Source organism: Xanthomonas cassavae CFBP 4642, from assembly GCF_000454545.1.
In the GTDB taxonomy this organism is placed as follows: Bacteria; Pseudomonadota; Gammaproteobacteria; order Xanthomonadales; family Xanthomonadaceae; genus Xanthomonas; species Xanthomonas cassavae.
The window spans coordinates 16,345-35,539 of the sequence record NZ_CM002140.1 but is presented as its reverse complement, the minus strand read 5'-3'; the positions used below and the strand labels follow the sequence as shown (position 1 = coordinate 35,539).

Annotated in this window: 24 protein-coding genes and 2 pseudogenes; 11 read left to right on the top strand and 15 right to left on the bottom strand. The window is 61.1% G+C overall.

What is annotated here, in order from left to right; translation table 11 throughout:
• Nucleotides 1-312: 312 nt before the first annotated feature.
• The 7 genes from XCSCFBP4642_RS0123395 to XCSCFBP4642_RS0123375 all read right to left on the bottom strand — a co-directional run bounded on the left by XCSCFBP4642_RS0123395 (nt 313) and on the right by XCSCFBP4642_RS0123375 (nt 5,641).
• Nucleotides 313-510, bottom strand: coding sequence for a hypothetical protein (locus XCSCFBP4642_RS0123395; protein ID WP_017172653.1), 198 nt, complete (start codon nt 508-510; stop codon nt 313-315).
• 19 nt (nt 511-529) lie between these two features.
• On the bottom strand, nt 530-1,492 hold the full coding sequence (locus XCSCFBP4642_RS0123390) for an IS1595 family transposase (RefSeq protein ID WP_029218992.1): 963 nt from the start codon (nt 1,490-1,492) through the stop codon (nt 530-532).
• A gap of 153 nt (nt 1,493-1,645) precedes the next feature.
• Complete coding sequence (locus tag XCSCFBP4642_RS27925) at nt 1,646-2,242, bottom strand: hypothetical protein (RefSeq protein WP_080581435.1); 597 nt, start codon at nt 2,240-2,242, stop codon at nt 1,646-1,648.
• A complete protein-coding gene (locus XCSCFBP4642_RS0123385) occupies nt 2,242-2,871 on the bottom strand; it encodes a hypothetical protein (protein ID WP_017167724.1) in 630 nt (209 codons plus the stop codon). Before XCSCFBP4642_RS0123385 ends, XCSCFBP4642_RS27925 begins: the two co-directional genes overlap by 1 nt.
• A 406-nt stretch (nt 2,872-3,277) precedes the next feature.
• On the bottom strand, nt 3,278-3,655 hold the full coding sequence (locus tag XCSCFBP4642_RS27920) for a transposase (protein WP_080581436.1): 378 nt from the start codon (nt 3,653-3,655) through the stop codon (nt 3,278-3,280).
• A 197-nt stretch (nt 3,656-3,852) separates the two neighbouring features.
• Nucleotides 3,853-4,950: an IS5 family transposase gene (locus tag XCSCFBP4642_RS0123380; protein ID WP_017172638.1), complete on the bottom strand. Its 1,098-nt coding sequence runs from the start codon at nt 4,948-4,950 to the stop codon at nt 3,853-3,855.
• Between the two features lie 118 nt (nt 4,951-5,068).
• Nucleotides 5,069-5,641, bottom strand: coding sequence for a recombinase family protein (locus tag XCSCFBP4642_RS0123375; RefSeq protein WP_003490825.1), 573 nt, complete (start codon nt 5,639-5,641; stop codon nt 5,069-5,071).
• Nucleotides 5,642-5,819: 178 nt separating this feature from the next.
• On the opposite strand from XCSCFBP4642_RS0123375, the gene XCSCFBP4642_RS0123370 reads away from it, so the two are divergent.
• From XCSCFBP4642_RS0123370 to XCSCFBP4642_RS0123355, 4 genes are all read left to right on the top strand, one after another.
• Nucleotides 5,820-6,071, top strand: coding sequence for an AbrB/MazE/SpoVT family DNA-binding domain-containing protein (locus XCSCFBP4642_RS0123370; RefSeq protein ID WP_003108276.1), 252 nt, complete (start codon nt 5,820-5,822; stop codon nt 6,069-6,071).
• Nucleotides 6,068-6,463: a type II toxin-antitoxin system VapC family toxin gene (locus XCSCFBP4642_RS0123365; protein WP_029221895.1), complete on the top strand. Its 396-nt coding sequence runs from the start codon at nt 6,068-6,070 to the stop codon at nt 6,461-6,463. The genes XCSCFBP4642_RS0123370 and XCSCFBP4642_RS0123365 overlap by 4 nt, the downstream gene beginning before the upstream one ends.
• Nucleotides 6,464-6,688: 225 nt before the next feature.
• Nucleotides 6,689-6,859, top strand: a complete 171-nt coding sequence (locus tag XCSCFBP4642_RS25700) for an antitoxin MazE family protein (RefSeq protein ID WP_017157755.1) — start codon at nt 6,689-6,691, stop codon at nt 6,857-6,859.
• A complete protein-coding gene (locus XCSCFBP4642_RS0123355; RefSeq protein WP_003491151.1) occupies nt 6,856-7,182 on the top strand; it encodes a type II toxin-antitoxin system PemK/MazF family toxin in 327 nt (108 codons plus the stop codon). Before XCSCFBP4642_RS25700 ends, XCSCFBP4642_RS0123355 begins: the two co-directional genes overlap by 4 nt.
• Before the next feature lie 52 nt (nt 7,183-7,234).
• Here the strand turns inward: XCSCFBP4642_RS0123355 and mobF are convergent, their stop codons facing one another.
• From mobF to XCSCFBP4642_RS0123320, 7 genes and pseudogenes are all read right to left on the bottom strand, one after another.
• Nucleotides 7,235-10,228 (bottom strand): MobF family relaxase, encoded by a 2,994-nt coding sequence (gene mobF / locus XCSCFBP4642_RS0123350; RefSeq protein ID WP_029221894.1) that lies wholly within the window; start codon nt 10,226-10,228, stop codon nt 7,235-7,237.
• A gap of 13 nt (nt 10,229-10,241) precedes the next feature.
• Nucleotides 10,242-11,816: a type IV secretion system DNA-binding domain-containing protein gene (locus XCSCFBP4642_RS0123345; RefSeq protein ID WP_029221893.1), complete on the bottom strand. Its 1,575-nt coding sequence runs from the start codon at nt 11,814-11,816 to the stop codon at nt 10,242-10,244.
• Between the two features lie 231 nt (nt 11,817-12,047).
• Nucleotides 12,048-12,311: a hypothetical protein gene (locus XCSCFBP4642_RS30325; protein ID WP_228325800.1), complete on the bottom strand. Its 264-nt coding sequence runs from the start codon at nt 12,309-12,311 to the stop codon at nt 12,048-12,050.
• Nucleotides 12,312-12,587: 276 nt separating this feature from the next.
• Nucleotides 12,588-13,207, bottom strand: a pseudogene (locus XCSCFBP4642_RS25695) (hypothetical protein).
• A 112-nt stretch (nt 13,208-13,319) separates the two neighbouring features.
• On the bottom strand, nt 13,320-13,613 hold the full coding sequence (locus XCSCFBP4642_RS0123330) for a type II toxin-antitoxin system RelE/ParE family toxin (RefSeq protein ID WP_029221891.1): 294 nt from the start codon (nt 13,611-13,613) through the stop codon (nt 13,320-13,322).
• Nucleotides 13,610-13,879, bottom strand: coding sequence for a hypothetical protein (locus XCSCFBP4642_RS0123325; protein WP_029221890.1), 270 nt, complete (start codon nt 13,877-13,879; stop codon nt 13,610-13,612). Before XCSCFBP4642_RS0123325 ends, XCSCFBP4642_RS0123330 begins: the two co-directional genes overlap by 4 nt.
• A 95-nt stretch (nt 13,880-13,974) precedes the next feature.
• On the bottom strand, nt 13,975-14,370 hold the full coding sequence (locus XCSCFBP4642_RS0123320) for a hypothetical protein (protein ID WP_029221889.1): 396 nt from the start codon (nt 14,368-14,370) through the stop codon (nt 13,975-13,977).
• 347 nt (nt 14,371-14,717) lie between these two features.
• On the opposite strand from XCSCFBP4642_RS0123320, the gene XCSCFBP4642_RS0123315 reads away from it, so the two are divergent.
• From XCSCFBP4642_RS0123315 to XCSCFBP4642_RS0123305, 3 genes are read left to right on the top strand one after another with little or no spacing between them, the layout of a single operon-like run.
• Entirely contained in the window at nt 14,718-15,164 is a 447-nt protein-coding gene (locus tag XCSCFBP4642_RS0123315; protein ID WP_029221888.1) for a hypothetical protein, read from the top strand.
• Nucleotides 15,161-15,868: a StbB family protein gene (gene stbB / locus XCSCFBP4642_RS0123310; protein ID WP_029221887.1), complete on the top strand. Its 708-nt coding sequence runs from the start codon at nt 15,161-15,163 to the stop codon at nt 15,866-15,868. The genes XCSCFBP4642_RS0123315 and stbB overlap by 4 nt, the downstream gene beginning before the upstream one ends.
• A gap of 48 nt (nt 15,869-15,916) precedes the next feature.
• Nucleotides 15,917-16,270: a hypothetical protein gene (locus XCSCFBP4642_RS0123305; RefSeq protein ID WP_017173624.1), complete on the top strand. Its 354-nt coding sequence runs from the start codon at nt 15,917-15,919 to the stop codon at nt 16,268-16,270.
• Between the two features lie 786 nt (nt 16,271-17,056).
• Here XCSCFBP4642_RS0123305 and XCSCFBP4642_RS29560 read toward each other — a convergent pair.
• Nucleotides 17,057-17,194, bottom strand: coding sequence for a hypothetical protein (locus XCSCFBP4642_RS29560; RefSeq protein ID WP_005918231.1), 138 nt, complete (start codon nt 17,192-17,194; stop codon nt 17,057-17,059).
• Between the two features lie 172 nt (nt 17,195-17,366).
• Here XCSCFBP4642_RS29560 and XCSCFBP4642_RS0123295 point away from each other — a divergent pair, with 172 nt between their 5' ends.
• From XCSCFBP4642_RS0123295 to XCSCFBP4642_RS29040, 4 genes and pseudogenes are all read left to right on the top strand, one after another.
• On the top strand, nt 17,367-17,993 hold the full coding sequence (locus tag XCSCFBP4642_RS0123295; RefSeq protein WP_005918230.1) for a ParA family protein: 627 nt from the start codon (nt 17,367-17,369) through the stop codon (nt 17,991-17,993).
• A complete protein-coding gene (locus tag XCSCFBP4642_RS0123290) occupies nt 17,990-18,313 on the top strand; it encodes a hypothetical protein (protein WP_005918229.1) in 324 nt (107 codons plus the stop codon). The genes XCSCFBP4642_RS0123295 and XCSCFBP4642_RS0123290 overlap by 4 nt, the downstream gene beginning before the upstream one ends.
• Nucleotides 18,314-18,457: 144 nt before the next feature.
• Nucleotides 18,458-18,772 (top strand): ParC family partition-associated protein, encoded by a 315-nt coding sequence (parC, locus tag XCSCFBP4642_RS0123285; RefSeq protein ID WP_005918227.1) that lies wholly within the window; start codon nt 18,458-18,460, stop codon nt 18,770-18,772.
• A gap of 247 nt (nt 18,773-19,019) precedes the next feature.
• Nucleotides 19,020-19,195 (top strand): annotated as a pseudogene (locus XCSCFBP4642_RS29040) (replication initiation protein); the annotation flags it as partial.

Here is a 19,195-nt window from a genome sequence, read left to right as displayed (position 1 = left end):
CTGGCGCCCTGGTCATGGATCTGCTGCGCCGGCGCCGCCGGCGACGAGCTGCAGACGCGCTCAGGCGCGGCCCTGCAGCTGCTGGTGGCCAGCGCCGCGATCGCGCGGCCTGGCGCCCTGGTCGTGGATCTGCTGCGCCGGCGCCGCCGACGGCGGGGTGCAGGCGCGCACAGACGCCGCCCTGCAGCTGCAGGTGGCCAGCTAGCTACGCGATCGGCACCGCCGTAGGAGCCGCAACGGCGGCCCGCGCCGCGCGGCGGCACAAAAAAGGCCGCGTATGGCGGCCTCGGTTGATTGGCGCAGGGGCGGGCGCTACTTGGCCGGCGCCTTCCCGGTCTTCTTGACCGCCCAAGCGCCGAACTGCAGCCCGAAGACTGTTCCGCACAGCAAGCCTGCGAAGATGGGGAAGAACCATCGCGCGCTCGGCGGAGCGCCCACCATACCGAGATAGATCATCGATAGGGCCAGGCCGCCGAATGCACCGAGCACCACGAGCAGAGCCTTAATCATTCCTGATTAGCCCCATCCCTCAGCCATGGAAGTTGCTTGCCATACGCAAAACGCGTTCTGGGCAAGGTGTGCAGCGCAGCAGCGCCGTCGCCAGCCGCGGCAGCATCTGTTTCAGATCGAATCGGCGGTTGAAGCGATAGGCCGCCTCGGCCAGGTAGCGCCTTGCATACTTGGCCTGGCCCACCGCATGGTAGGTCCCGCTGATGGCGCGTTTGATATTGCCCAGCACCACATTCAACCAACGCGCTCCCTGGACGTCGGTTGCAGCACGACCGCCGCCGGTATCGAGGGTGGTGTGGGCATGCCCGGCCTCCTCCAGACGGCGAAAGCACGCCAGGCCGTCGCTATAGACTTCACACTCCGGTTCCAGACGGCGCGCGATCCAGTCCTTCAGCGAGGCGTTGTCGAAGGCCTTCACCGGCTCGATCACCGCAAAGCTAGGATGTTCATTGTTCTGGTCCACTTGCACCGCGATCACGAACGGCTGTTTGTTCTCCGAGCCTCGTCCGCGCTTGCCTCCGCTGCGTTCGCCGCCAAGGTAGGCGTCGTCGATCTGCACAAACCCCTTGAGTTTTCGTGGCTCTTCGCGCTCGGTCATCGCCTGCATGATCTTGTGCTTCATGCGCCAGGCCGCCTTGTAGGTCACTCCAAGATGCCGCTTCAACTCCAGGGCTGCCAGGTTGGTCTTGCTGGATGTCAGCAGGTACATCGCCTGCATCCACAGGCGCAAAGACAGCTTGCTGGATTGCAACAGCGTGCCGGCACGCAAGGTGGTTTGATGCCGGCACGCCCGGCACTGGTAGTACACCTGATCATCGCGTCGAAAGCGCGAGCGCGCGCGGCCGTCGCACTGCGGGCAGCGAAATCCCTTCGGCCAGCGCCACCGATACAACGCCCGGTAGCACTTGGCTTCGGTTCCGTAGCGATCCATGAACTCGCTCAGCGACAAGCCTGGCTGAAACTGCACGATGTTGATGCCCATCTCCCACCTGCGTTGTATTCACGTGGGACCATTGTCCAACCGACTCGTCGCAAATCCTGCAACTGCCGGCTGAGCGATGGGGCTAATCAGGAAAGGGAATGGAGATAATTAAAGCGTTAAGCAGGGCAAGACGTTGGCCGACCTGACAAGTGCTTATTGCGCCTTGCCATTGGATTGAGGAAGGACAACGGAAATCGATCTTTTGCCATTTGAGGCCTGAAATGCGCCAGGCCAAAAGGCAATAATGCCCGCAGCACAGGTGCCTCGCTCGCATTGGATTTCTATTTTCCCAGATTTACCAGGGTGAACTGCTGCGGCTGCAGTTGCTATCGCTAAGCTTGCGGCCAGATACCAATACAGGTTCACTGATCGCTTTCTAGCGGTCAGCACCGACAAAAAGAAAAGGGCAGCAAGGAAGCCTGCTCCCGCAAGCGCCTTTAGCCAGGTGTCCAAGAAAACCTGTGTTCGTCCGGGACCAGTGAAAACGTAGGCGGCTAGGGCTGAGAACGCCAGCCAAGCCGCGCCGGAGATAGCGAAGGCTGACCCTGGTGTTTTGTGTCCACGCCACACCAAATCTGCTTGCAGCACGAAGAATGCTAACAACAGAAATGGCGCTATTGCGTAGCCAAGCAGCCCAACTTGGTTTTGAGTCACCAGAAAGAGGGCCGAGCAAGCCAAAGTCCCAAGGAGAAGAGCTGCTTCACGGGAGCGCAGGCTAATCCTGCGCTCCCTGATACGGACTGTGTTCATTACTTGACTTGGACTACATCGCCGACAAGGACGGTTCCGCTGCCTACAGTCACTGTGCCTCCAGAAATGGTCGCTGCGCCACTTGACGTGAGCCAGTCTATCCCACGCTGGTAATCAGGTCGAGATGCCGCGTCCGGGCTCTCGTAAGAACTGTAATCGACCTTGATAGGCTCGTTGCTAGAAGTCCCAATGAGGTTGCCTGCTGAATCGTAGGCCTCAACATAAACGATGGCTCGCTTGGCGGAATCGTAAGCGAAAATCGCCCTGCTTTTATCATTGAACGTTGTGTCAATGCGGATGCTGTAATCCTCCGAGCTCCTCCACTTGTAGGCATTAGACAGAACTTGTTGGATGAAGAAGATGAAATTTTCGCCGGTGTTGGGCACTTGCCAGTCATTTGCTTCAAGCCACTGTATGACCTGTTGACGCGTTGCCCCTTCCCGACGCACGTCAAATGCACTAGCGAATGCTGCTGATTGGTCTGCTGCAGGCGCGGCCATCTTCTTGACTGAGCTGGGTGTGACAGTTCCATTAGCTAAGTCAATCTTCACGTTGAGCGTGCCGATATTTCCGTAACTCCGATATACGGACGAGTAAATGGCAAACTGGTCGACATCTGCCTGTGCCACAGCTCGCTCTTGAATCCCCGGTGGCGCCACAGAGACGGGACCGTTTACAGTATTGACCGTGTAGAGGTATGGAACGCCGGTCGAACGGTCACCGATGTAGGTTTGACCGAGACCAGAAGTCAGCTGATTTGCAAGAGCTCCTCGTTGCGCCTGTGTGCAGGCATCACAGAAGTGGATGTCATTCGCAGTAGCTTGTCCAACAAATCCTGCGAGCACTAGCAGGCTGCTAAGCATCACAACCGTCTTAATCATTAAAAAAACTCCTTTTCGATCCCCTGCCATGGCAGGTTCACCCCGTCACCTCCTATCGTCAAACCTAAATTTAGTCGTAATTTCCGAATGTGGAGCTCGGTCACACTTGACAGAAGAAAGAGGGGACGCGGTAAAGCGGGGTCAGGTTAACTTTTCAGTCGTCGGTGTTCGGTTTGCGTGGCCGATGAGCGGGCCTGACGCCAGCAAAGCGGTGGGTCTTGACTTCGACCATTGCGCGGAAGGTGTCGTGGCCCAGGGCTCGCTGCTGCTGTAGATGAAGACGAATGTTGGCGAGCAGTTCGTCGGAGAGGGCTTCATTGAGCAGAGCACGGTACGCGTTGGATCGCTGGATCGGGTCGCTGCCAAGCGTAAGCCAACAGGGATGTGGCGTCAGTGCGGAGTGCTTGCGCTTGCCTAGATTGGCTGGGCAGCTGGACCAACGATACGCTGCCGGGTTATCGGTCAGGCGAGCACGCACCGGATTGAGCTCAATGTAGCGATAGCAGCGAAGGACGTAGTCCGCACTGTCCACAAGACATGCTTTGTACCGACCTTCCCATAGCGTACCCGTGCGCCCGTGGCGGCCATTAACAGGCTGCGGAAATACGACTGAAGATCAACGACGATGATCGTCCAGGAAAGTCGATCTGGATGCGTTGGTGAAAGCTTGACCGTCGCTGAGCCGTTTCGGGGTCTCGATAGCCCAATTCAGTGCAATTTTGCTGCCTTTCATGCTGGTTTTTCGCTCTGCAGGCGCAACTGCCCCAAGGTGCGCATGCGCACCAGGTTGTAGGCGGTCATGTTCAACACGAAGATCTGATCCACCTTGTCCAAGCCGCGCACCATGACCTGCCGGATGCGTCCAATCAGTTTGGCCCAGCCGAAGCCCTGTTCAATCAGTTTGCGTTTTTTCTGCGAGATCGCATAACCATCGCTTGCGGCAATGGCGTTCGGGACCGCTGAGCGCCGGTTGCTGGTGTTCTGCGCGATGTGCGGGACAACCTTCATCTCCTGCACGGCCTTGACGAACTCGGCCGCGTCATAGCCCTTGTCCGCACCCAGCGTCAGTGCGCCTTCCGGGTTGGCCTGGCATGCATCGCCGATCATGGCCTTGGCCGCTTCACGTTCGGCGTAGCCATCGGCATGAGTCACCCGCGCATTGGCAATCAAGCCATGACGGTTGTCCGTAAGGGTGTGGCCCATGTAGCGAAGTTCGCTGGCTGTCTTACCCTTCCGGTACAGGCGTGCGTCCGGATCGGTGGTCGATGCATGCGTATCGTTGCTACGCGACGTGCCACGGAAGTCGGCGCCATCTCCATCGTCAGCCCCATCCTTGCGCACAAAGCTCTTGTGCCCGGCCCAGGCCTGGATCAGCGTACCGTCCACGCTGAAGTGTTCGCCCGACAACCAACCTTCGGCGTCAGCCATCGCCACGACATCGTTGAAGAGCGCCACCACCACGTCATGCTCGATCAGTCGCTCGCGGTTCTTGGTGAACACCGTTGGCACCCAGACCGCGTCATCCATCGACAGTCCGATGAACCAGCGGAACAGCAGGTTGTACTGCACCTGCTCCATCAACTGACGCTCGGAACGGATGCTGTAGAACACCTGCAGCAACATGGCCCGCACCAGCTTCTCTGGCGCAATGCTCGGGCGGCCTCCCTTGTAGCTCGGCGCGTACATGGGTTCGAACAAGCCATCCAGGCGCCTCAGCGTCGCGTTGACCATCTCGCGCACGGGGCGCAACGGATGCGTGCCCGGGATGAAGTCATCCAGCCGCTTCACCGTGAACAACTGCTCGCTGAAGACGTCTACGCCGCGCATCGATGATCTACCGTTGGTGGAACGAGAACAGTCTATGCTGGCTAGAGATATTTCAGCAGCCTGCTAGGTCGAGCATCTTGGCGTCGCTCTGGAAGGTGTAATGCCCGTGAGGCGGTTGTCATTTTTGGAGATCTCCTGCACTGGTGGATTGCAGAGCTGCATACAAGGCTGTTTTACTCACCTTGAGCCGTGTAGCGGCCTCCCGGACATTTAGCCCGTTGGCGATGTGTTTACGTGCCTGCTGCAACTTGTCGGCGGTGATGACTGGTTTGCGTCCGCCCTTGCGCCCGCGAGCGGCGGCGGCACTCAACCCGGCCTTGGTGCGCTCGCGAATCAGGTCGCGCTCGAACTGGCCCAGCGCGCCGAACACGTGGAAGATGAGCCGCCCGCCCGGCGTGGTGGTGTCGATGGCTTCCGTCAGCGAACGAAAGCCGACGCCTCGCGCTTCCAGCGCGCCTATCGTTTCGATCAGGTGCGGCATGGAGCGCCCAAGCCGGTCCAGCCGCCAGACGGCCAGCACGTCGCCGTTGCGCAGGTAGGCCAGCGCATCAGCCAAACCGGGGCGGTCAGCCTTGGCCCCGGAAGCCGTGTCCTCGAAAACGCGCTCGCAGCCTGCTTTGCGCAGCGCATCCGTCTGCAAAGCGGTGTCCTGTTCCGCCGTTGATACCCGCGCATAGCCGATCAGTGCCATTTGCCATCCATCTTGTCCGCCATTCCGTCCGTCTATCTTGGTGTCCGACAACCCGTTGCACAAGCAGTTTTCAGGACAGCGTCCGGCACGACCGACAAACGATCGTTTGACGGACAGTGCAAGTAATGCTTTTTTGCATTACTATACGTCGATCCATGAGATTGCGAGGCACATCACCATGACCACATTGACCGTTACCGCACGTGGACAAGTGACGTTTCGGAAGGACGTACTGCAACACCTCGGCATTAGGCCAGGCGACAAGATCGAGCTTGACTTGCTGCCAGATGGTCGGGGAGTACTCAAGGCGGCACGGCCCGCAGGGACGATAGCCAGCTTTGTCGGCCTGCTCGCGGGTAAGACGCAGAAAGTTGCCACCATCGAAGAAATCAACGAGGCGGCTGCACAAGGATGGGCAGGCAAGCAATGAAGGTCGCAGTCGATACCAACGTCCTTGTGCGTGCTGTTGTGCGTGACGATCCCGCACAAGCGGACGTTGCCGCCGCAGTCTTGACCGATGCCGAGTTGATCGCGGTCGCGCTGCCGTGCCTATGCGAATTTGTCTGGGTGCTGATGCGCGTCTATGGCTTCCAGCAATCTGACGCGGCCGACGCGATCCGGGCGCTACTGGCCGCCGCCAACGTGGAAGTGAACCGGCCCGCCGTGGAGGCCGGTTTGCTGGTGCTCGACGCAGGCGGTGACTTTGCCGATGGCGTCATTGCCTACGAAGGTAATTGGCTTGGTGGGGAAACCTTCGTTTCCTTCGATAAGAAGGCAGTGACACTTCTCTCTGCCCAAGGGCAATCAGCGCATCTTTTGTGACCGGCTCCCAAAGCCAGACGCGCGCTAGGGCTTGTCACTGGAACCGGCCGTACTGGCGCGGCTTGCGCGGTGTCGGCGGCTTCTTGGGGCACCAAGCCGGAACCACCGAAAGTCCCACTTTTGTTGCATGTAACAAAAATGAGGCGTAAACTTGTTGCATGTAACGGTGAGGCCAACATGGCACACGTCAATTCACGAGTTCAAAAGCACCGCGACGCCCTGCGCATGGCAGGGCTGCGTCCGGTGCAAATTTGGGTGCCGGACACACGGCGGCCTGACTTCGCCGAGGAATGCCGCCGTCAGTGTCGTCTTGCTGCACAAGCGGACATGGCGGACACCGACATGCAGCGCTTCATGGATGAGGCGCTAGCAGACATGGATGGCTGGACGGAATGATGCGGGGTGACTTTGTGACCATCGCCATGCAAGGCGACTTCGGAAAACCACGGCCCGCTCTGGTGATCCAGGCCGACCAGTTTGACGCACACACCACCGTGACGGTGCTGCCGGTGACAAGCACGCTCGTTGCTGCGCCGCTGCTGCGCATTACCATTCATCCAAGTACCGACAATGGTTTGCAGAAGCCGTCTCAGGTGATGGTGGACAAGGCCATGACCGTGAAGCGTGACAAGGTAGGTCGAGCCTTTGGGCGCGTAGACGCTGATGCGTTGGTGGAAATTGAGCGCTGCCTGGCCGTGTTCTTGGGCATCGCTAAGTGACGAAAAACCGCTTAACTGAGTTGGCTGTTCCGTTGCTCCCCGGCCTCCAGCCCTAGCCAAAGCGTCCGTACTCGGACGGTTTCTTGCCGCTCGCCGGCTGCTTGCGCTGCTGTTGGAGCTGCTGACGCTGCAACGCCTGCTTGCCGTCGGCTGCGCCTTTGGGTTGCATACCGGCGGCGCGGCGCTGCAATTGGCGTTCGCGCTGGATCGCTAGGGCCGTCGTCTTGTCGAAGCGCCGCGCGATGGCGGCCGGCAGCTCCTTGACCGAGTTCGTGTAGACGCGCGCCTCGTGGCAGGCGCGGCTGATGGCAACGTAATACAGATTCATCGACGTGGTGCGGCTCTTGGTATCGAGCGCGATGAGGGCGCGGTCGTTGGTCAAGCCCTGCGCGCTGTGGACGGTGGACGCATAGGCGTGCTCAAGGTGGAGCGGTCGATTCGTCGGCAGCTCGAGCGCGCGTGCCGGCCGACCGTCGCGCTGCCCGACCGATTCGAGCTTGACGACGCCGCCGATCACGCCGGCAACGCGCATGCGGTCGCCGTTCGTGAGGTCGCGACCGGGATCGTTGCGGTTGATCCGTACGGTATCCCCGACCGACAGCTCGGCGCGCTCAAGGTGGTAGACGCTGAGCTGCGTCGCCTTGCGCGGGTTGATCGTGGTGGTGGTGCCGTCCTGCCGCTGCAGGACCAGCGCATTGCCGGGCAATGCTTCCTTGACGCGGTAGGTCTCGCCTCGCGTCAGGCCGGCTTTCTGATAGTCCTTCTCGGGCTGGATGACCATGCCCGGCTGATAGCTTGGCGCAAAGCGGCGCTGCGCCTGTGTCATGTCGACACGAGTCAGCGTCTCGAACTCCCGCCCCTTGCCGGTCAGGTCCAGCGACTCGCGCACCATGCGATTGATCTCGCGGCGAGCCTCGTTGGTGCCGGCAACAATCAGTGTCTCGCGGCGCTCGGGTTCAGTGAGCTGGATGTAGTCGTTCACGATGGCCCGGTGCCGCTCGGTCGGCTCTTTCAGTTCCTCAACGTGCTTGATGTGCGCGAGCGATTGCGTGACGCGGCCCTCGGCCGCTTGCTCGACAGCGGTTTTCAGCTCGTGGTCTTTCTGGCGCTGAATCTCGCTGATTCGTGCGGTCTGCATGCCATCCTGCTGGAGCTGCGCGAACGGCTTGCCGGCCTCGATGGCTTCGGTCTGCTTGGTGTCGCCGAGCAGGACCATGCGAGCGCCCGACTTCTCGACAATTCGCATGACTTGTTCCATCTGGCGAGCGCCAACGACGCCCGACTCGTCCAGAACGATGATCGTCTTGCCGTCGATGGGCTTATCCTTGGTATATAGAAAGCTCGCCAGCGTGTGCGCTTCCAGCCCTTCGTTCTTGAGCGCCTTGACCTGATTGCCGTAGGGCGCGAGTGCAACGGTACGGTAGCCCTCGCTCACGGCCGACGCCTGCTTGATGAGTGCAACTGCCTGATTCACGGTGTAGGTTTTCCCGGTGCCGGCGTCGCCCTGGATGCCGACGAACCGATTCTTGGTGCTCACGATGGTTTCCACGGCGGAACGTTGGCCAGCGTTCAATGCCGAGCTTTCCAGCGCCGTTTTGACGGCGGCCGCCGTCATGATCGGCTCGATAGCTCCGCGCCCGGTGCGCTCGATGGCGAGAATCGCTTTCTCGCGGGCGAGCGCCTTCTGTGTCGTGTAGCGCTTCTCGGCCGGCACGAGCGAACCCTGCTTGATCGCATTGCTGACGTACTGCTGCGCCTGTTTGTCGGACCAGCCTTTCAGGTCTTGCAGGTAGCTCTTCCAGCCGGCCGACGAGAGCGCCGGCCCATCCTTGCGGTCGGCCATGCGGTACGCCGGCACGGCCTCAATCAGTGCGCCTTGGCCGACGAGCCGCTTGATTTCGGCGCGAACCTCATCCGGGCCTGCCAACCCGACCGCTCGGCGCAGCGCGGTGGCGGTGAGCGCAGTTTCGCGGACAACGGCTTCGCGCTCGGTCAGGTGGTTGATGGCGTACTGCACGACGGCTTGCGCCGGTGTGAGGCGCGCCGGCAGGCTCGTGGCTGCGATGCGGTCGCCGGCGTCGCCTCGCTCACGGCCACGGCCACGGCCACGGCCACGGCCGCCGATGCTGTCGCCTGCCTCGTAAGTACGGCCGTCGAGCTGCGAGCGCGGGCCGTAGTCGATACCAAACTCGCGGCTTTTCTCGACCCAATACTGCTTGACCAGGTCGCGGTCGGACTCATCTTTGCGCGGCCGCGTGGCCAGCGAAATGATCTGCTTCTCAAGCGTCGTCGCCGTCGCTCGCGTCTTGCCCTCGTTGGCAAGCGCTTCCTCGATGATGCGACTACGCGCCGAAAACGCCTCGATCTGGTCGCGGCTGATGTGGTCCAGCTCGAAATTGCCCTGGTCATCGACCAGGCGTATCGCGTAGCCAAGCGCTTGCAAGCCCCTCGCCAGCTCGGCCTTGTAGAGCGCGTCTACCTCGTGCTGCACGCGGAATATGTCCTCGTTCGACAGTGCGCGCCAAGCGCCGTCTGCGCGCTGCGTCATGTTGAGCACGACAGAATGCGTGTGTAGCTGCGGGTCTTTGGCGCGGCTCATTTCGTGCCGGAACTTGCCGATGACCATGTTCCCAGTGCGCTCGCGGTAGCTCTTGCCCTTGACCTTCTTCCGGGCCTCGGCCAGCCGCTCGACCTGCTCCAGTGCGCGCGTCACGGCACGGTCGTGCGCAGCGGTTACGTCCTTGTCGCCAGCAACAAGCGCCTGCATGGAAACCGACTTCGGAGCGGAAAACGTCAGGTCCAGCCCCATGCGCTTCTTGTTGTCGATCGGGTCAAAGGTCGTCTGGATACGCTCGCCGTTGGGGAGCCGGCCGTCCAGCAGCCGCGAGAGTTGCGCCTGTTCCACCGGCCCCGTCAGGCCAAGCACCTGTGCGCCTTGGCCTTGCCACTCGCCGGGGTTCTCCTTGGCATAGTAGTCGTCGGCCGCCGAGAAGTAATGCGCGGCCGCGTACTGGTTGTTGCCGCGAATCGGCGTCACATTAAGCATGGCCCGGCCTCGGTCACTTGATGTCGATAGCGGCCGCTCGATGCGGATACTTCACGTAGGGCAGCTTGATCTTCGCAATGGGGAAGTCCTCGGCAAACATGACGTAGCCCTCCAAGTCCTTGAGGTTCGAGATTTCCGAGTCCAATACCACCGGCTCCGGTGGGCTGGCGACAACATGGCGGCTGCGGCCGCCTCCACCGATCCCCCCCGCGTTGGTCGTGATCTGGATGCGCTCAACGTGCTGCTTGCCAAGAATCTCGCTCGCCTTGTCGGCATTGAGCGCGTTCGACGCGCCAAAGATGAGGTAATTGCGGAAGCAGCCGAGCAAGGTCTTGGCCGCATCCTTGCCGTAGGTCTCATCGAGCTGCGCCCAATCCTGTATTGAGGCTGCCATGCGCAGCCCGTGCTTACGGCCCTTCGTCGCGGCCGGCACGAACGATTCAAGCCTGCCGAGCGATTCCAGCTCATCGAGGAACAGCCACAGGCGCCGGGAGAGGTGTTGCGCGTCGTCGGAGATACTGAGAATCGTCGCGCAAATCGTGTCGATCCATGTCGCAACAAGCGGGCGCTGCGCGGCTCGCATGTCTTCGCGCCACGTGACGAACAGGTTGCCGGCGTTGGGGTCATTCACCCACTTGTGCAACGAGAAATCGCCCTTGGTCATGAAGCTCAGCGGCCGCACGTACTTGTTCATCATGAACTGGATCGATGCGATGGCCTTCTCGGCGTTATCGCGGAAGTAGCCCTGCGAATCCGTGTTGACGAGAAACGCGCGGATGACTTCGCCGTCCTCGCGCACCAGCAGATTGACCAGCGTGTCTTGATCCTGGTTGTTCGTCTCGACCAGCTTGCGCATGGTGTCGGCCAGCACGTCGCGAGCATAGGCACACCACTGCTCATCGCTTGGATCGATTTGCGGCGGGATGACGCTTTTTGCCATCCGGTCGAAGTCATGCACGCCCTTGATCTCGTTGAACAACGTCCATCCCGACGAGCGACGATCAAACGGGTTGAGAATCGTGTCGCCGGGAAAGCTGAATTTCGAGTAGAACGTCCCGTTCGGGTCGATCACGGCCATCTTGTCGCGCCGTTTCACGGCCGACGAAATCATGCTTTCCATCGCGACCGACTTACCCGCGCCGATCGACGCGCAAATCAGCGTGTTACGGTTCTCAAGGTGCAGCGGCATGGGCATGGGGCCGATCATGACAGGCGGCAAATCTTTCGCGCCCCTCTGCTCGGCCCGTCGGCGGCGATTCTCCCCGCGATTGGCCGCGTTGACCTGGCTCTTTACCTTGTGCCAGTTCGCCATCTTTGAGCCGCGCATCCAGCGGCGATACGGCGCGCCCCGGAAACCATCGTCCCCGTACTCGTGGAACAAATACGCGGCGCTCGCGGCCAGTCCCAAACCGGCCACAACCCCGCCGACGATGAACGGATTGTTCGGTGTCGCGTGTAGCGCAGCGGTGAGCGCTTGCGGGAACGGCGACAGCGGCACATTGCCGATGTATGTGCCGGCCAGCCAGCCGGCAAGTGGCAGGCCAACACCAAAGAGCAAGGTTGCGCTTTCGACTTCGTGCTTCTGCATTGCTTACACCCTCCTGGAATCGCAGCGGCTACCCAACAGGTCGGCCAGCAGCGTGGGCCGCATCAACGCAATCGCGGTGCAGCGCATCGGTGAGCGCTCCCTTAAGCCAGCGCCTCGTCGCCAGTGCTCGATCACGGCATTGATTTCGGCCTCGATCTGGCCGGTGGTCTGTGACCCCCGATGTCACCCTGGAGAAATAAGACCGCTGCCCTCGAATTTCATGCTCGTCGCCTATGCAATTCCGAGCTTTTTCTTCGTGATCTTTGCGGGCGTGATGAACACGCGGCTCATGCAATCGAGCTTGCTGGCAGGAAACGAGTACGCGACGATCGCATCGCCGATCTGCGCGCCCAAGGTGTAGACGGCATGCTCATTGACGCCGCGCGCGTAGTCCATCACGATGAGCCTCGGATACTGTTTCCGCAGCGATGCCATCGAGACGCAGCTGCCTGTCACCTCGAAGGACGCCGAATCGGCGCGGTTGTCCGCTCCCATGACCACCACGGCATTCGACGCGAACAACGATGGCGCGATTTCCGTCGACTTCCCGCGAGGCTCCTGCCGATTGGATGCAGCGGTAGCGGCGGAGCGGGGGGAGACGAGTTTCAGCACGTCCTTCCCGTCCCCCGGAAGGGCCAGGGCGATTTTTTCAGAGAAGGCCCAGAGCTGCTTTTCAGCGGCGGCGGGAGCGCGCGGTGCGGCTGCGGCAGGCACGAGCGGAGCAGTCGCGAGGACGACCGCGCCCAGGGCGGCGACGAGAGTCTTCATGGCTTATTGCTCCTCTTGCGACAGGGGATTGAGTTTGTCGTACTCGTTGCCGTAGTACACCTTGTAGTTCTCACCGGTGGTGGACGTGACATTGGCCTCGCAGAATGCGTCACCCACACGTTGCGCCAGATCGGTCCCTCCGGCCGCGATGGTGGACAGCAGCGCCGGGGCGTTCGCCGCGATCAGGCTGATGTCGGCGCCTCCCTGGGAGGTGTCCAGGATCTCGTTGCGCGCCGTGGAGTTGTTGAGCACGGCCCGGCCTTCATTGGTGCAGGCCTTGGCGATGTAGTCCTCCCGCGTGCCGAGCACCCAGCCCTGGCCAGGTACAGGTGGCCCATCTCGTGGCTGACCATGGACACCCTGGAGTACAACCCCGGGATGTCGTTGGAGGCACAAGAATAGTTCTGGATATAGACGGTGCTTCCGGGCTTGTCCAGATAGGTGGCTGGGCCGTACACGAAGGGGAACGTGGTGCCGTTGACCTGGCCGGTGAGCGTGCCGGAGCCGAATATCACGAAATCCACGCATTGGCCCAATCCCGTGTTCACGGGCTGCTGCTGTGCGTGGGCCTGAGGGACACACAGGGCCGACATGGCGATGACGGCCGCGCTGAAGAACTTCATGCTTCCTCCTTCCTTGGGACGTGAGCGATTTCTAGAACAGGCAACGGTTTGAATGCAAGCATAGTGCGCGGCAAATTTGATGCGCCTGGCCAGCTTCGTTTTGTCACCATCGTTAGTCGTCCCGTGCCGGGGGCCACTGGCGCGCTGTGTGGATAAGGGTCATCACCCATACCGTGTCGGCAGCTTCGTCCACTTCGTAGACGAGCCGGTAGCTTTCATGCGGGATAAGCTCGCGAGTACCAGGAATTTTCCCGGTGCAGCCGAGCTTGGGGAACTCTCCCAGCCGCTTGGCCGCCTCGCTGAAAAGATCATCCATCTTGAGCGCTGCGCGCGGGTTCTCTACCGCGATGTAATCGATGATATCGGCGCGGTCCTGCCTTGCGGCCGCGATCCAGCGGACTTTCACAATCCAGCATCTCCGGCGCGGCGTAGCAGGTCCACGCGGCGCGAGGCCGCATCGGCTTCCACTTCCTCATTGGAGAAGTGCAGGCCGGCGTCACGCTGCTTGCGGGCGACCTCCACTTTGCGGCGCACGAACTCGTCGTATTCCCGTGCCTCGCGACGGCGGGTGATGTAGTCGCGCATCAGCTCGCGCACGACCTGCGCCGCCGGGCGGTCATCTGCGGCTGCTTCGGCCATGAACGTGTCGCGCAGCTCCGGTTCCAGCTTCATCGTGAAAACGGCTTTCGTTGACATAATGGCCCCTGTTTTTCTACTATATCGAGTATATACCAGAGCAGTACCTTTGTCGCCTCCTTTTGGTGGCATTACGAATCCTCCGTAAAGCGGGTTAGCAGTGCAGCCAGCTCGGGCAAGGAAACGGCCAGCACGTCGGCCGGCACGCCGACGTTCTCGCATGCGAGAACCAGCTCGTTGAACTCGCCCGTGGTCGCCTTCTTGCGCACCAGAAAAAGCAGCATTGCCAGAAGCACATGCGCGCCTTTCTGGCTACGCTCGATCTCGGCCAGACGGCCGACAAGTTCCTGTCGGTCGGCCCATGCTTCCATGCTGTCGCGGCCTGACTCACGGTGGCTGCCACGGTCGAGAGACTTGTCGCGGATGTACTTCGACAGGTGCTTGTAACCGGCTAGCGCGGCCGCTTCCTCGACCCTGCGGCGATCCTCTTCCGAGTACCAAACAGGGATAGATTTACCGCTGCTCATGGGTGTTTTCTCAAGCTATAGAAAATCCTATAGGCATCAACCTAGCAAAAATAAGGCATCCCGGCTACTTCCTATAGAGTAGCTATAGTCATCTATGCGGTGTAATCGCCCGCAAATCCATGTTTGACAAGACTTTAGCAACCCCGCAGGGGGTGCGTAATGTGTATTGAGATTTGGGCCTGTTAAGGACCGCAATCTCTAGGGGTTAAGGGCGTACAAACCATCAAGCCCGAAGGGCGTAGGCAAACAGGATGCATATAGATTGCAAATCACGCGCAATCTGGTAGCATAGAGACTGCATACACCACGCGACTAAAGTGCGTAAAGACTGCTGATAGGATGCATAAATGCCTAAATCTGACCTGACACAAGCCTTGACGGCTATGGAGCCAAAAACCAAGGCGGCTAAGGTGCGGGAAGTGATGCCGGTGATTGAACAAAGGATCGCGGCAGGTGTGCGTATCGCGGACATTCTCAAGACCCTGAAAGACAGCGGGATTGAGCTGACCGAAGCCACCCTAAAGAGCTATCTGTACCGATACCGGAAGAAGCAAGGCAAGCCCGTGGGGCGGCAGGCGCAGCCTGTTGCCCCACGGGCGGACAATGCGCCGGCATCAACCCAATCAGGTGAATCTGTATCGTACGAAACAGATTCAGCCGAAACACCAACATCTCGCGGTCCAATCTCGATGCAGGAGCTTGACCGCCTGATGAAACCCGACCCGGCAGAACTTGCCGAAAGAGCGGCGCGTTACGAGCGCTTGGCCAAAGAGAAATGGAGAAAGCACAAATGAAAGTCGCCGTCATCAACTTCAGTGGGAATCCGGGCAAGACGACGCTGGTCGATAACCTGCTTGCGCCGCGCATGGGCGCACCGAAATTCGAGATTGAAACCATCAATGCCGGATCGGCTACCGACACCGACGCGCAGCGCCTCAAAGGCAAGGACTATGGCGGGCTGCAAGAGGATCTGATGACGCTCGACTCGGCCATCGTGGACGTGGGCGCATCCAACGTCGAGGAATTCATCAAGCAGATGGGCCAATTCGAAGGCTCCCACGAAGAATTCGACTACTTCGTCGTACCGACCGTTAGCGAGAAGAAACAACAGCTCGATACGGTGAGCACCATCGAGACGTTGGCCGGCCTTGGTGTGCCCGCCAAAAAAATCCGTGTGGTATTCAACAAGGTCGAGCTGGAAGACGCGAACGACGTGCCGCGCCTGTTCGGCACGGTTTTCGGCCTGCACGCGGAAACCAAGTGTTTCACGCTGCGACCAGAAGCCGTGGTGTTCAAGAACGAGATTTTCGACCGGCTGCGGACGCTGAAAAAGACCGTCTCGGAAATCGTGGCCGATGAAACGGACTATCGGGCAATGCTTCGTGAAGCCAAGGACGAGGACGCCAAGGCGCACGCGGTCAGCATGATCTCGGCGCAGCGGCTCGCCAAGTCGGCTAACAAGAACCTCGATGACGTCTACAAGGCGTTGTTCAAGTGATGAGGGGACGTCATGGGGAGTAACGTATCGACGGCCCGTGAAGCGCTCATGGCCGAGCTGCTGCAAGATGCCGACACCCTCGTGCGTCGCTTCGAGCAAGCAGACGAGGCACTGTCCGGAAAGATCGAGAAGGCGACAACGGACGCGGCCGGAAAGGCGTTCCTGGCCGCCAAGCTCAATTTCGAGTCGGTCATCGACAAGAACGCCGAGAAGCTCACCGAAGCTGGCCGACATGCAGCCGCGCAGATCGGGAATCAGCTCAATAGCGGCGCGGCGCAGGTCGTCGCCGCGAATGCGGCGTTTGAGAGCAAGGCGCGGCGGTTCGTGCTGCTGCTGGCTGGGTTCGCGTTTGTCGCCGGCGTGGTGGGCGGCTTCGTTGGCGCCAAGCTGGCCGGGATGTAAGGCGCAGGGGCGGACAAGCCCCGTAGGGGCGCGCAGGGACGCTGAACAGCGGCCCGGAGGCTGGACACCCCAAGGGTGGCCAGCTCAGGTGCGCGGCCGTCCACGCTTCGTCCACGGCCGGCGCCAGCGGCGCCGCCCCGGCCCGTCGGGGGTGCCCCTTGCACCCCCAGGGGTGGGGGAAGCGGTGGGCGAAGGGTGGGCGGACCTGCCGATTGCCGAACGTCCACGCCTGGTCCACGGAGCGCGGCCGCAAGGCCCGCCGGTGGGCGGTTCCGCCCGCCGGCGGCGATCGGTGGGCCAGGCGTGGACGTCTCGGCCCTCGCGCCGGCGCACCTGCATCCGGACGGGCGCTCCAACACGAACGCCGGCAGCGCCGGCGGCTGACCCGGTGCGCGACAAACCCCGCCGTTCAGGGCGGGGAGCAGCGCCGTGCGCTGCACGCCTTCCTGCCTCGGTGTAGCGGATCGACACGTACTGCACGCCCCGGTCGCTGTGGTGGATCAAGCGAATGCGCACCTTCTGGGCCGTACGTCCGCGAGGCCATCGAGAAGAACCAGACGGAGGGCGCGCTAGATCGCCTGCACACGTTCGTCATCAAGTTCTTGCGCATCGCCTGCGAGCCGCACGACATTGAGGTGAGCCGATCAACCGGCCGCCCGGTCGCGTCCACGAGACGCCCGTAGGGTGCAGGGCGCACGGTGTAGCGGATCAGGGTGCCGAAGGGGTCAAAGACAATGGCTCTTATGGGCTTCATGTATATATATACCTACCTATATACCTACATACCTACTCGAACAGCTCGCGCTCGAACTCGACGCCAGCCACCAGCGGCTCGCCGCTGGGCCAGCGCTTGGGCGGCTGGTGGTCACTGATGACCTGCACGTCCGTGTCATCGTTGACCACGGCCACGTCGGCGGCGTGCAAAGCGGCTTGCTTGCTTGCTTGCTCGAAGCGACAGGTTTTGGGGTCGGATGTTCAAAAGCGTCGGTAGGTATATATATACTTACCGAGTCACAGGGCCGGGGATGCACCCGGCAGGTCGAGGGCCAGCCGCCGCGCTGCCCATCGGTATGTATATACATAGATAGGAGCACCCATGATCTTCGCGTGTGTCAACACCAAGGGCGGCGTCGGCAAGACCACGACCGCCGTGCATCTGGCAGTGATGCTGGCCCGTCAGGGCAAGACGCTGCTCATCGACGGCGACCCGCAGGCCTCGGCCGCGAGCTGGGCGGCATGGCGTCGTGAGACGCAGTACGACCCGTCGCCCACCACCACCTGCCTCGCTGGCAAGGCGATCTTGGCCGAAGGCAAGCAACTGGCCACCGGCTTTGAGCACGTCGTCGTCGATGCAGGCGGCCGTGATTCCGTGGGCCTGCGCTCCGCGCTGCTGCTGGCCCAGAGTGCCGTGATCCCGGTCGGTGCCTCCAATCTGGACGCAGCGGCCATGACTGACCTGCTGGAAGTCGTCGAGCTGGCCCGCGACTACAACCCCGAGCTGGACGTGCGCGTGCTGCTGACCCGCGTCGATCCACGCACCAAGGATGCGGCCGAGATGCTGGAATTCTTGGCCGAGCAGAAGCTGACCGTGCTGCCCACCAAGGTCTGCGAGCGCGTGGCCTTCCGCCGCGCCATTGGCGAGGGTGCGACCGTTCAGGAGCTGGGCCGCGATCAAGCCGCCATCGCCGAGATGGAAGCCTTCTTCAAGGAGGTGATGGCATGAGCATGAAGGGCAAGCCCAACACGGCGCAGTTCAAGCCGCCCAAAGACCCGACCGCCTTCCTCGAAGGCGGGGAGGCGGACAAGGCCGAGAAGCCGCTGGTGGCACCTGCTGCCGTGACCACGACACCGGCAGCCACGCCGCCCGCTGCTGAGGAAACGCAGCGCTACGGCCGCGCACGGGTGCAAAAAATCTTCAACTTCCCCGAGGAACTGGCTGATCACCTGCGGCGCGAAGCGCTCAAGCGCTCGGAAGAGAAGGGCGGCCGGGTCACGGAGAAGGACATCGTGATCGAGGCACTGGAGGCCTTCCTCAAGGGTTGATAGGTATATATATACTTATCTATGTATATATATAACGATTTCCAGTATGGACTATAGTCCATACAAGCGACGACACTAACGCCATGCAGCAGAAGGCGCAACGAATTCTGATATTGTTGCGGTTGGGCGCGGAACAGGGTATAAATGATGCTGACGACAACTGCTAGTGTGGTCGCGCCGAAGGTTTTGAAGGAACTCATCGCCGCTGGGTCGGTTTCCGCCGCCCGAGTGGAACCCGGTGACAAGGGCCTTCTGATCCTAGTGCGGGCCGGAATGAATGAGCGAGTGCTGGGGGCTGCCCGTGGCGGCCTCCGGTACTTCCAGAGTCTCGATGGCGCTGCAAGCGTTTTGCAGGGCTACGGGATCATGAAGTTTGATGTGAACACGGAGCACTGGGTGCCCAAGACGATGGTGCGGGGCTACAAGCAAGCCCCGGCGTCTGTGGATGCAGACGAGTGACCGTCATGGCAAAGGAGAGAGCTGACCAGACAGCAGAAAACTGGAGAGTCAGAAACGACAAAGCCCGCTTTGGCGAGCGGGCCTTGACAGATAAACAGGGCAGGGTGCCCAGACAAATACAGCGTTCGCTTTGGCGAGTGAACTCTGTACCAGTGCAATAAAGCGACTGAAAGTGCTTCCATTGTACGAGTCTTAGCCCCTGCGCGCAAGCGTGCGCACGCCCCTACGGGACGTGTGATGAGGGGTTATGGCAGGTACAACGGTACAGAAACTAGACAACCAGACAGCAGACCGCTTTTTCCAGTCGGGCACCGCGCTCAATCGCGTGCTCACCGAAGCGCCCTATCTGCCGCGTTGCTCTGACGACAAGACGGCCACCCGCGTCCGGCCGCGCGAATACGCCATTCGCTACCCCTACATGCA

Excerpts from the sequence above, each read along its gene's own strand:
- XCSCFBP4642_RS0123320 (WP_029221889.1), bottom strand. The coding sequence starts at position 14,370 with ATGAGCAGCGGTAAATCTATCCCTGTTTGGTACTCGGAAGAGGATCGC.
- XCSCFBP4642_RS0123365 (WP_029221895.1), top strand. The coding sequence starts at position 6,068 with ATGAAGGTCGCAGTCGATACCAACGTCCTTGTGCGTGCTGTTGTGCGT.
- XCSCFBP4642_RS0123375 (WP_003490825.1), bottom strand. The coding sequence starts at position 5,641 with ATGGCACTGATCGGCTATGCGCGGGTATCAACGGCGGAACAGGACACC.
- mobF (WP_029221894.1), bottom strand. The coding sequence starts at position 10,228 with ATGCTTAATGTGACGCCGATTCGCGGCAACAACCAGTACGCGGCCGCG.
- XCSCFBP4642_RS0123290 (WP_005918229.1), top strand. The coding sequence starts at position 17,990 with ATGAGCATGAAGGGCAAGCCCAACACGGCGCAGTTCAAGCCGCCCAAA.
- XCSCFBP4642_RS0123305 (WP_017173624.1), top strand. The coding sequence starts at position 15,917 with ATGGCCGAGCTGCTGCAAGATGCCGACACCCTCGTGCGTCGCTTCGAG.
- XCSCFBP4642_RS0123380 (WP_017172638.1), bottom strand. The coding sequence starts at position 4,950 with ATGCGCGGCGTAGACGTCTTCAGCGAGCAGTTGTTCACGGTGAAGCGG.
- stbB (WP_029221887.1), top strand. The coding sequence starts at position 15,161 with ATGAAAGTCGCCGTCATCAACTTCAGTGGGAATCCGGGCAAGACGACG.
- XCSCFBP4642_RS0123345 (WP_029221893.1), bottom strand. The coding sequence starts at position 11,816 with ATGCAGAAGCACGAAGTCGAAAGCGCAACCTTGCTCTTTGGTGTTGGC.
- XCSCFBP4642_RS27925 (WP_080581435.1), bottom strand. The coding sequence starts at position 2,242 with ATGAACACAGTCCGTATCAGGGAGCGCAGGATTAGCCTGCGCTCCCGT.
- XCSCFBP4642_RS0123315 (WP_029221888.1), top strand. The coding sequence starts at position 14,718 with ATGCCTAAATCTGACCTGACACAAGCCTTGACGGCTATGGAGCCAAAA.
- XCSCFBP4642_RS30325 (WP_228325800.1), bottom strand. The coding sequence starts at position 12,311 with ATGGGAGCGGACAACCGCGCCGATTCGGCGTCCTTCGAGGTGACAGGC.
- parC (WP_005918227.1), top strand. The coding sequence starts at position 18,458 with ATGATGCTGACGACAACTGCTAGTGTGGTCGCGCCGAAGGTTTTGAAG.
- XCSCFBP4642_RS0123395 (WP_017172653.1), bottom strand. The coding sequence starts at position 510 with ATGATTAAGGCTCTGCTCGTGGTGCTCGGTGCATTCGGCGGCCTGGCC.
- XCSCFBP4642_RS0123370 (WP_003108276.1), top strand. The coding sequence starts at position 5,820 with ATGACCACATTGACCGTTACCGCACGTGGACAAGTGACGTTTCGGAAG.
- XCSCFBP4642_RS0123355 (WP_003491151.1), top strand. The coding sequence starts at position 6,856 with ATGATGCGGGGTGACTTTGTGACCATCGCCATGCAAGGCGACTTCGGA.
- XCSCFBP4642_RS0123325 (WP_029221890.1), bottom strand. The coding sequence starts at position 13,879 with ATGAAGCTGGAACCGGAGCTGCGCGACACGTTCATGGCCGAAGCAGCC.
- XCSCFBP4642_RS0123295 (WP_005918230.1), top strand. The coding sequence starts at position 17,367 with ATGATCTTCGCGTGTGTCAACACCAAGGGCGGCGTCGGCAAGACCACG.
- XCSCFBP4642_RS25700 (WP_017157755.1), top strand. The coding sequence starts at position 6,689 with ATGGCAGGGCTGCGTCCGGTGCAAATTTGGGTGCCGGACACACGGCGG.
- XCSCFBP4642_RS0123390 (WP_029218992.1), bottom strand. The coding sequence starts at position 1,492 with ATGGGCATCAACATCGTGCAGTTTCAGCCAGGCTTGTCGCTGAGCGAG.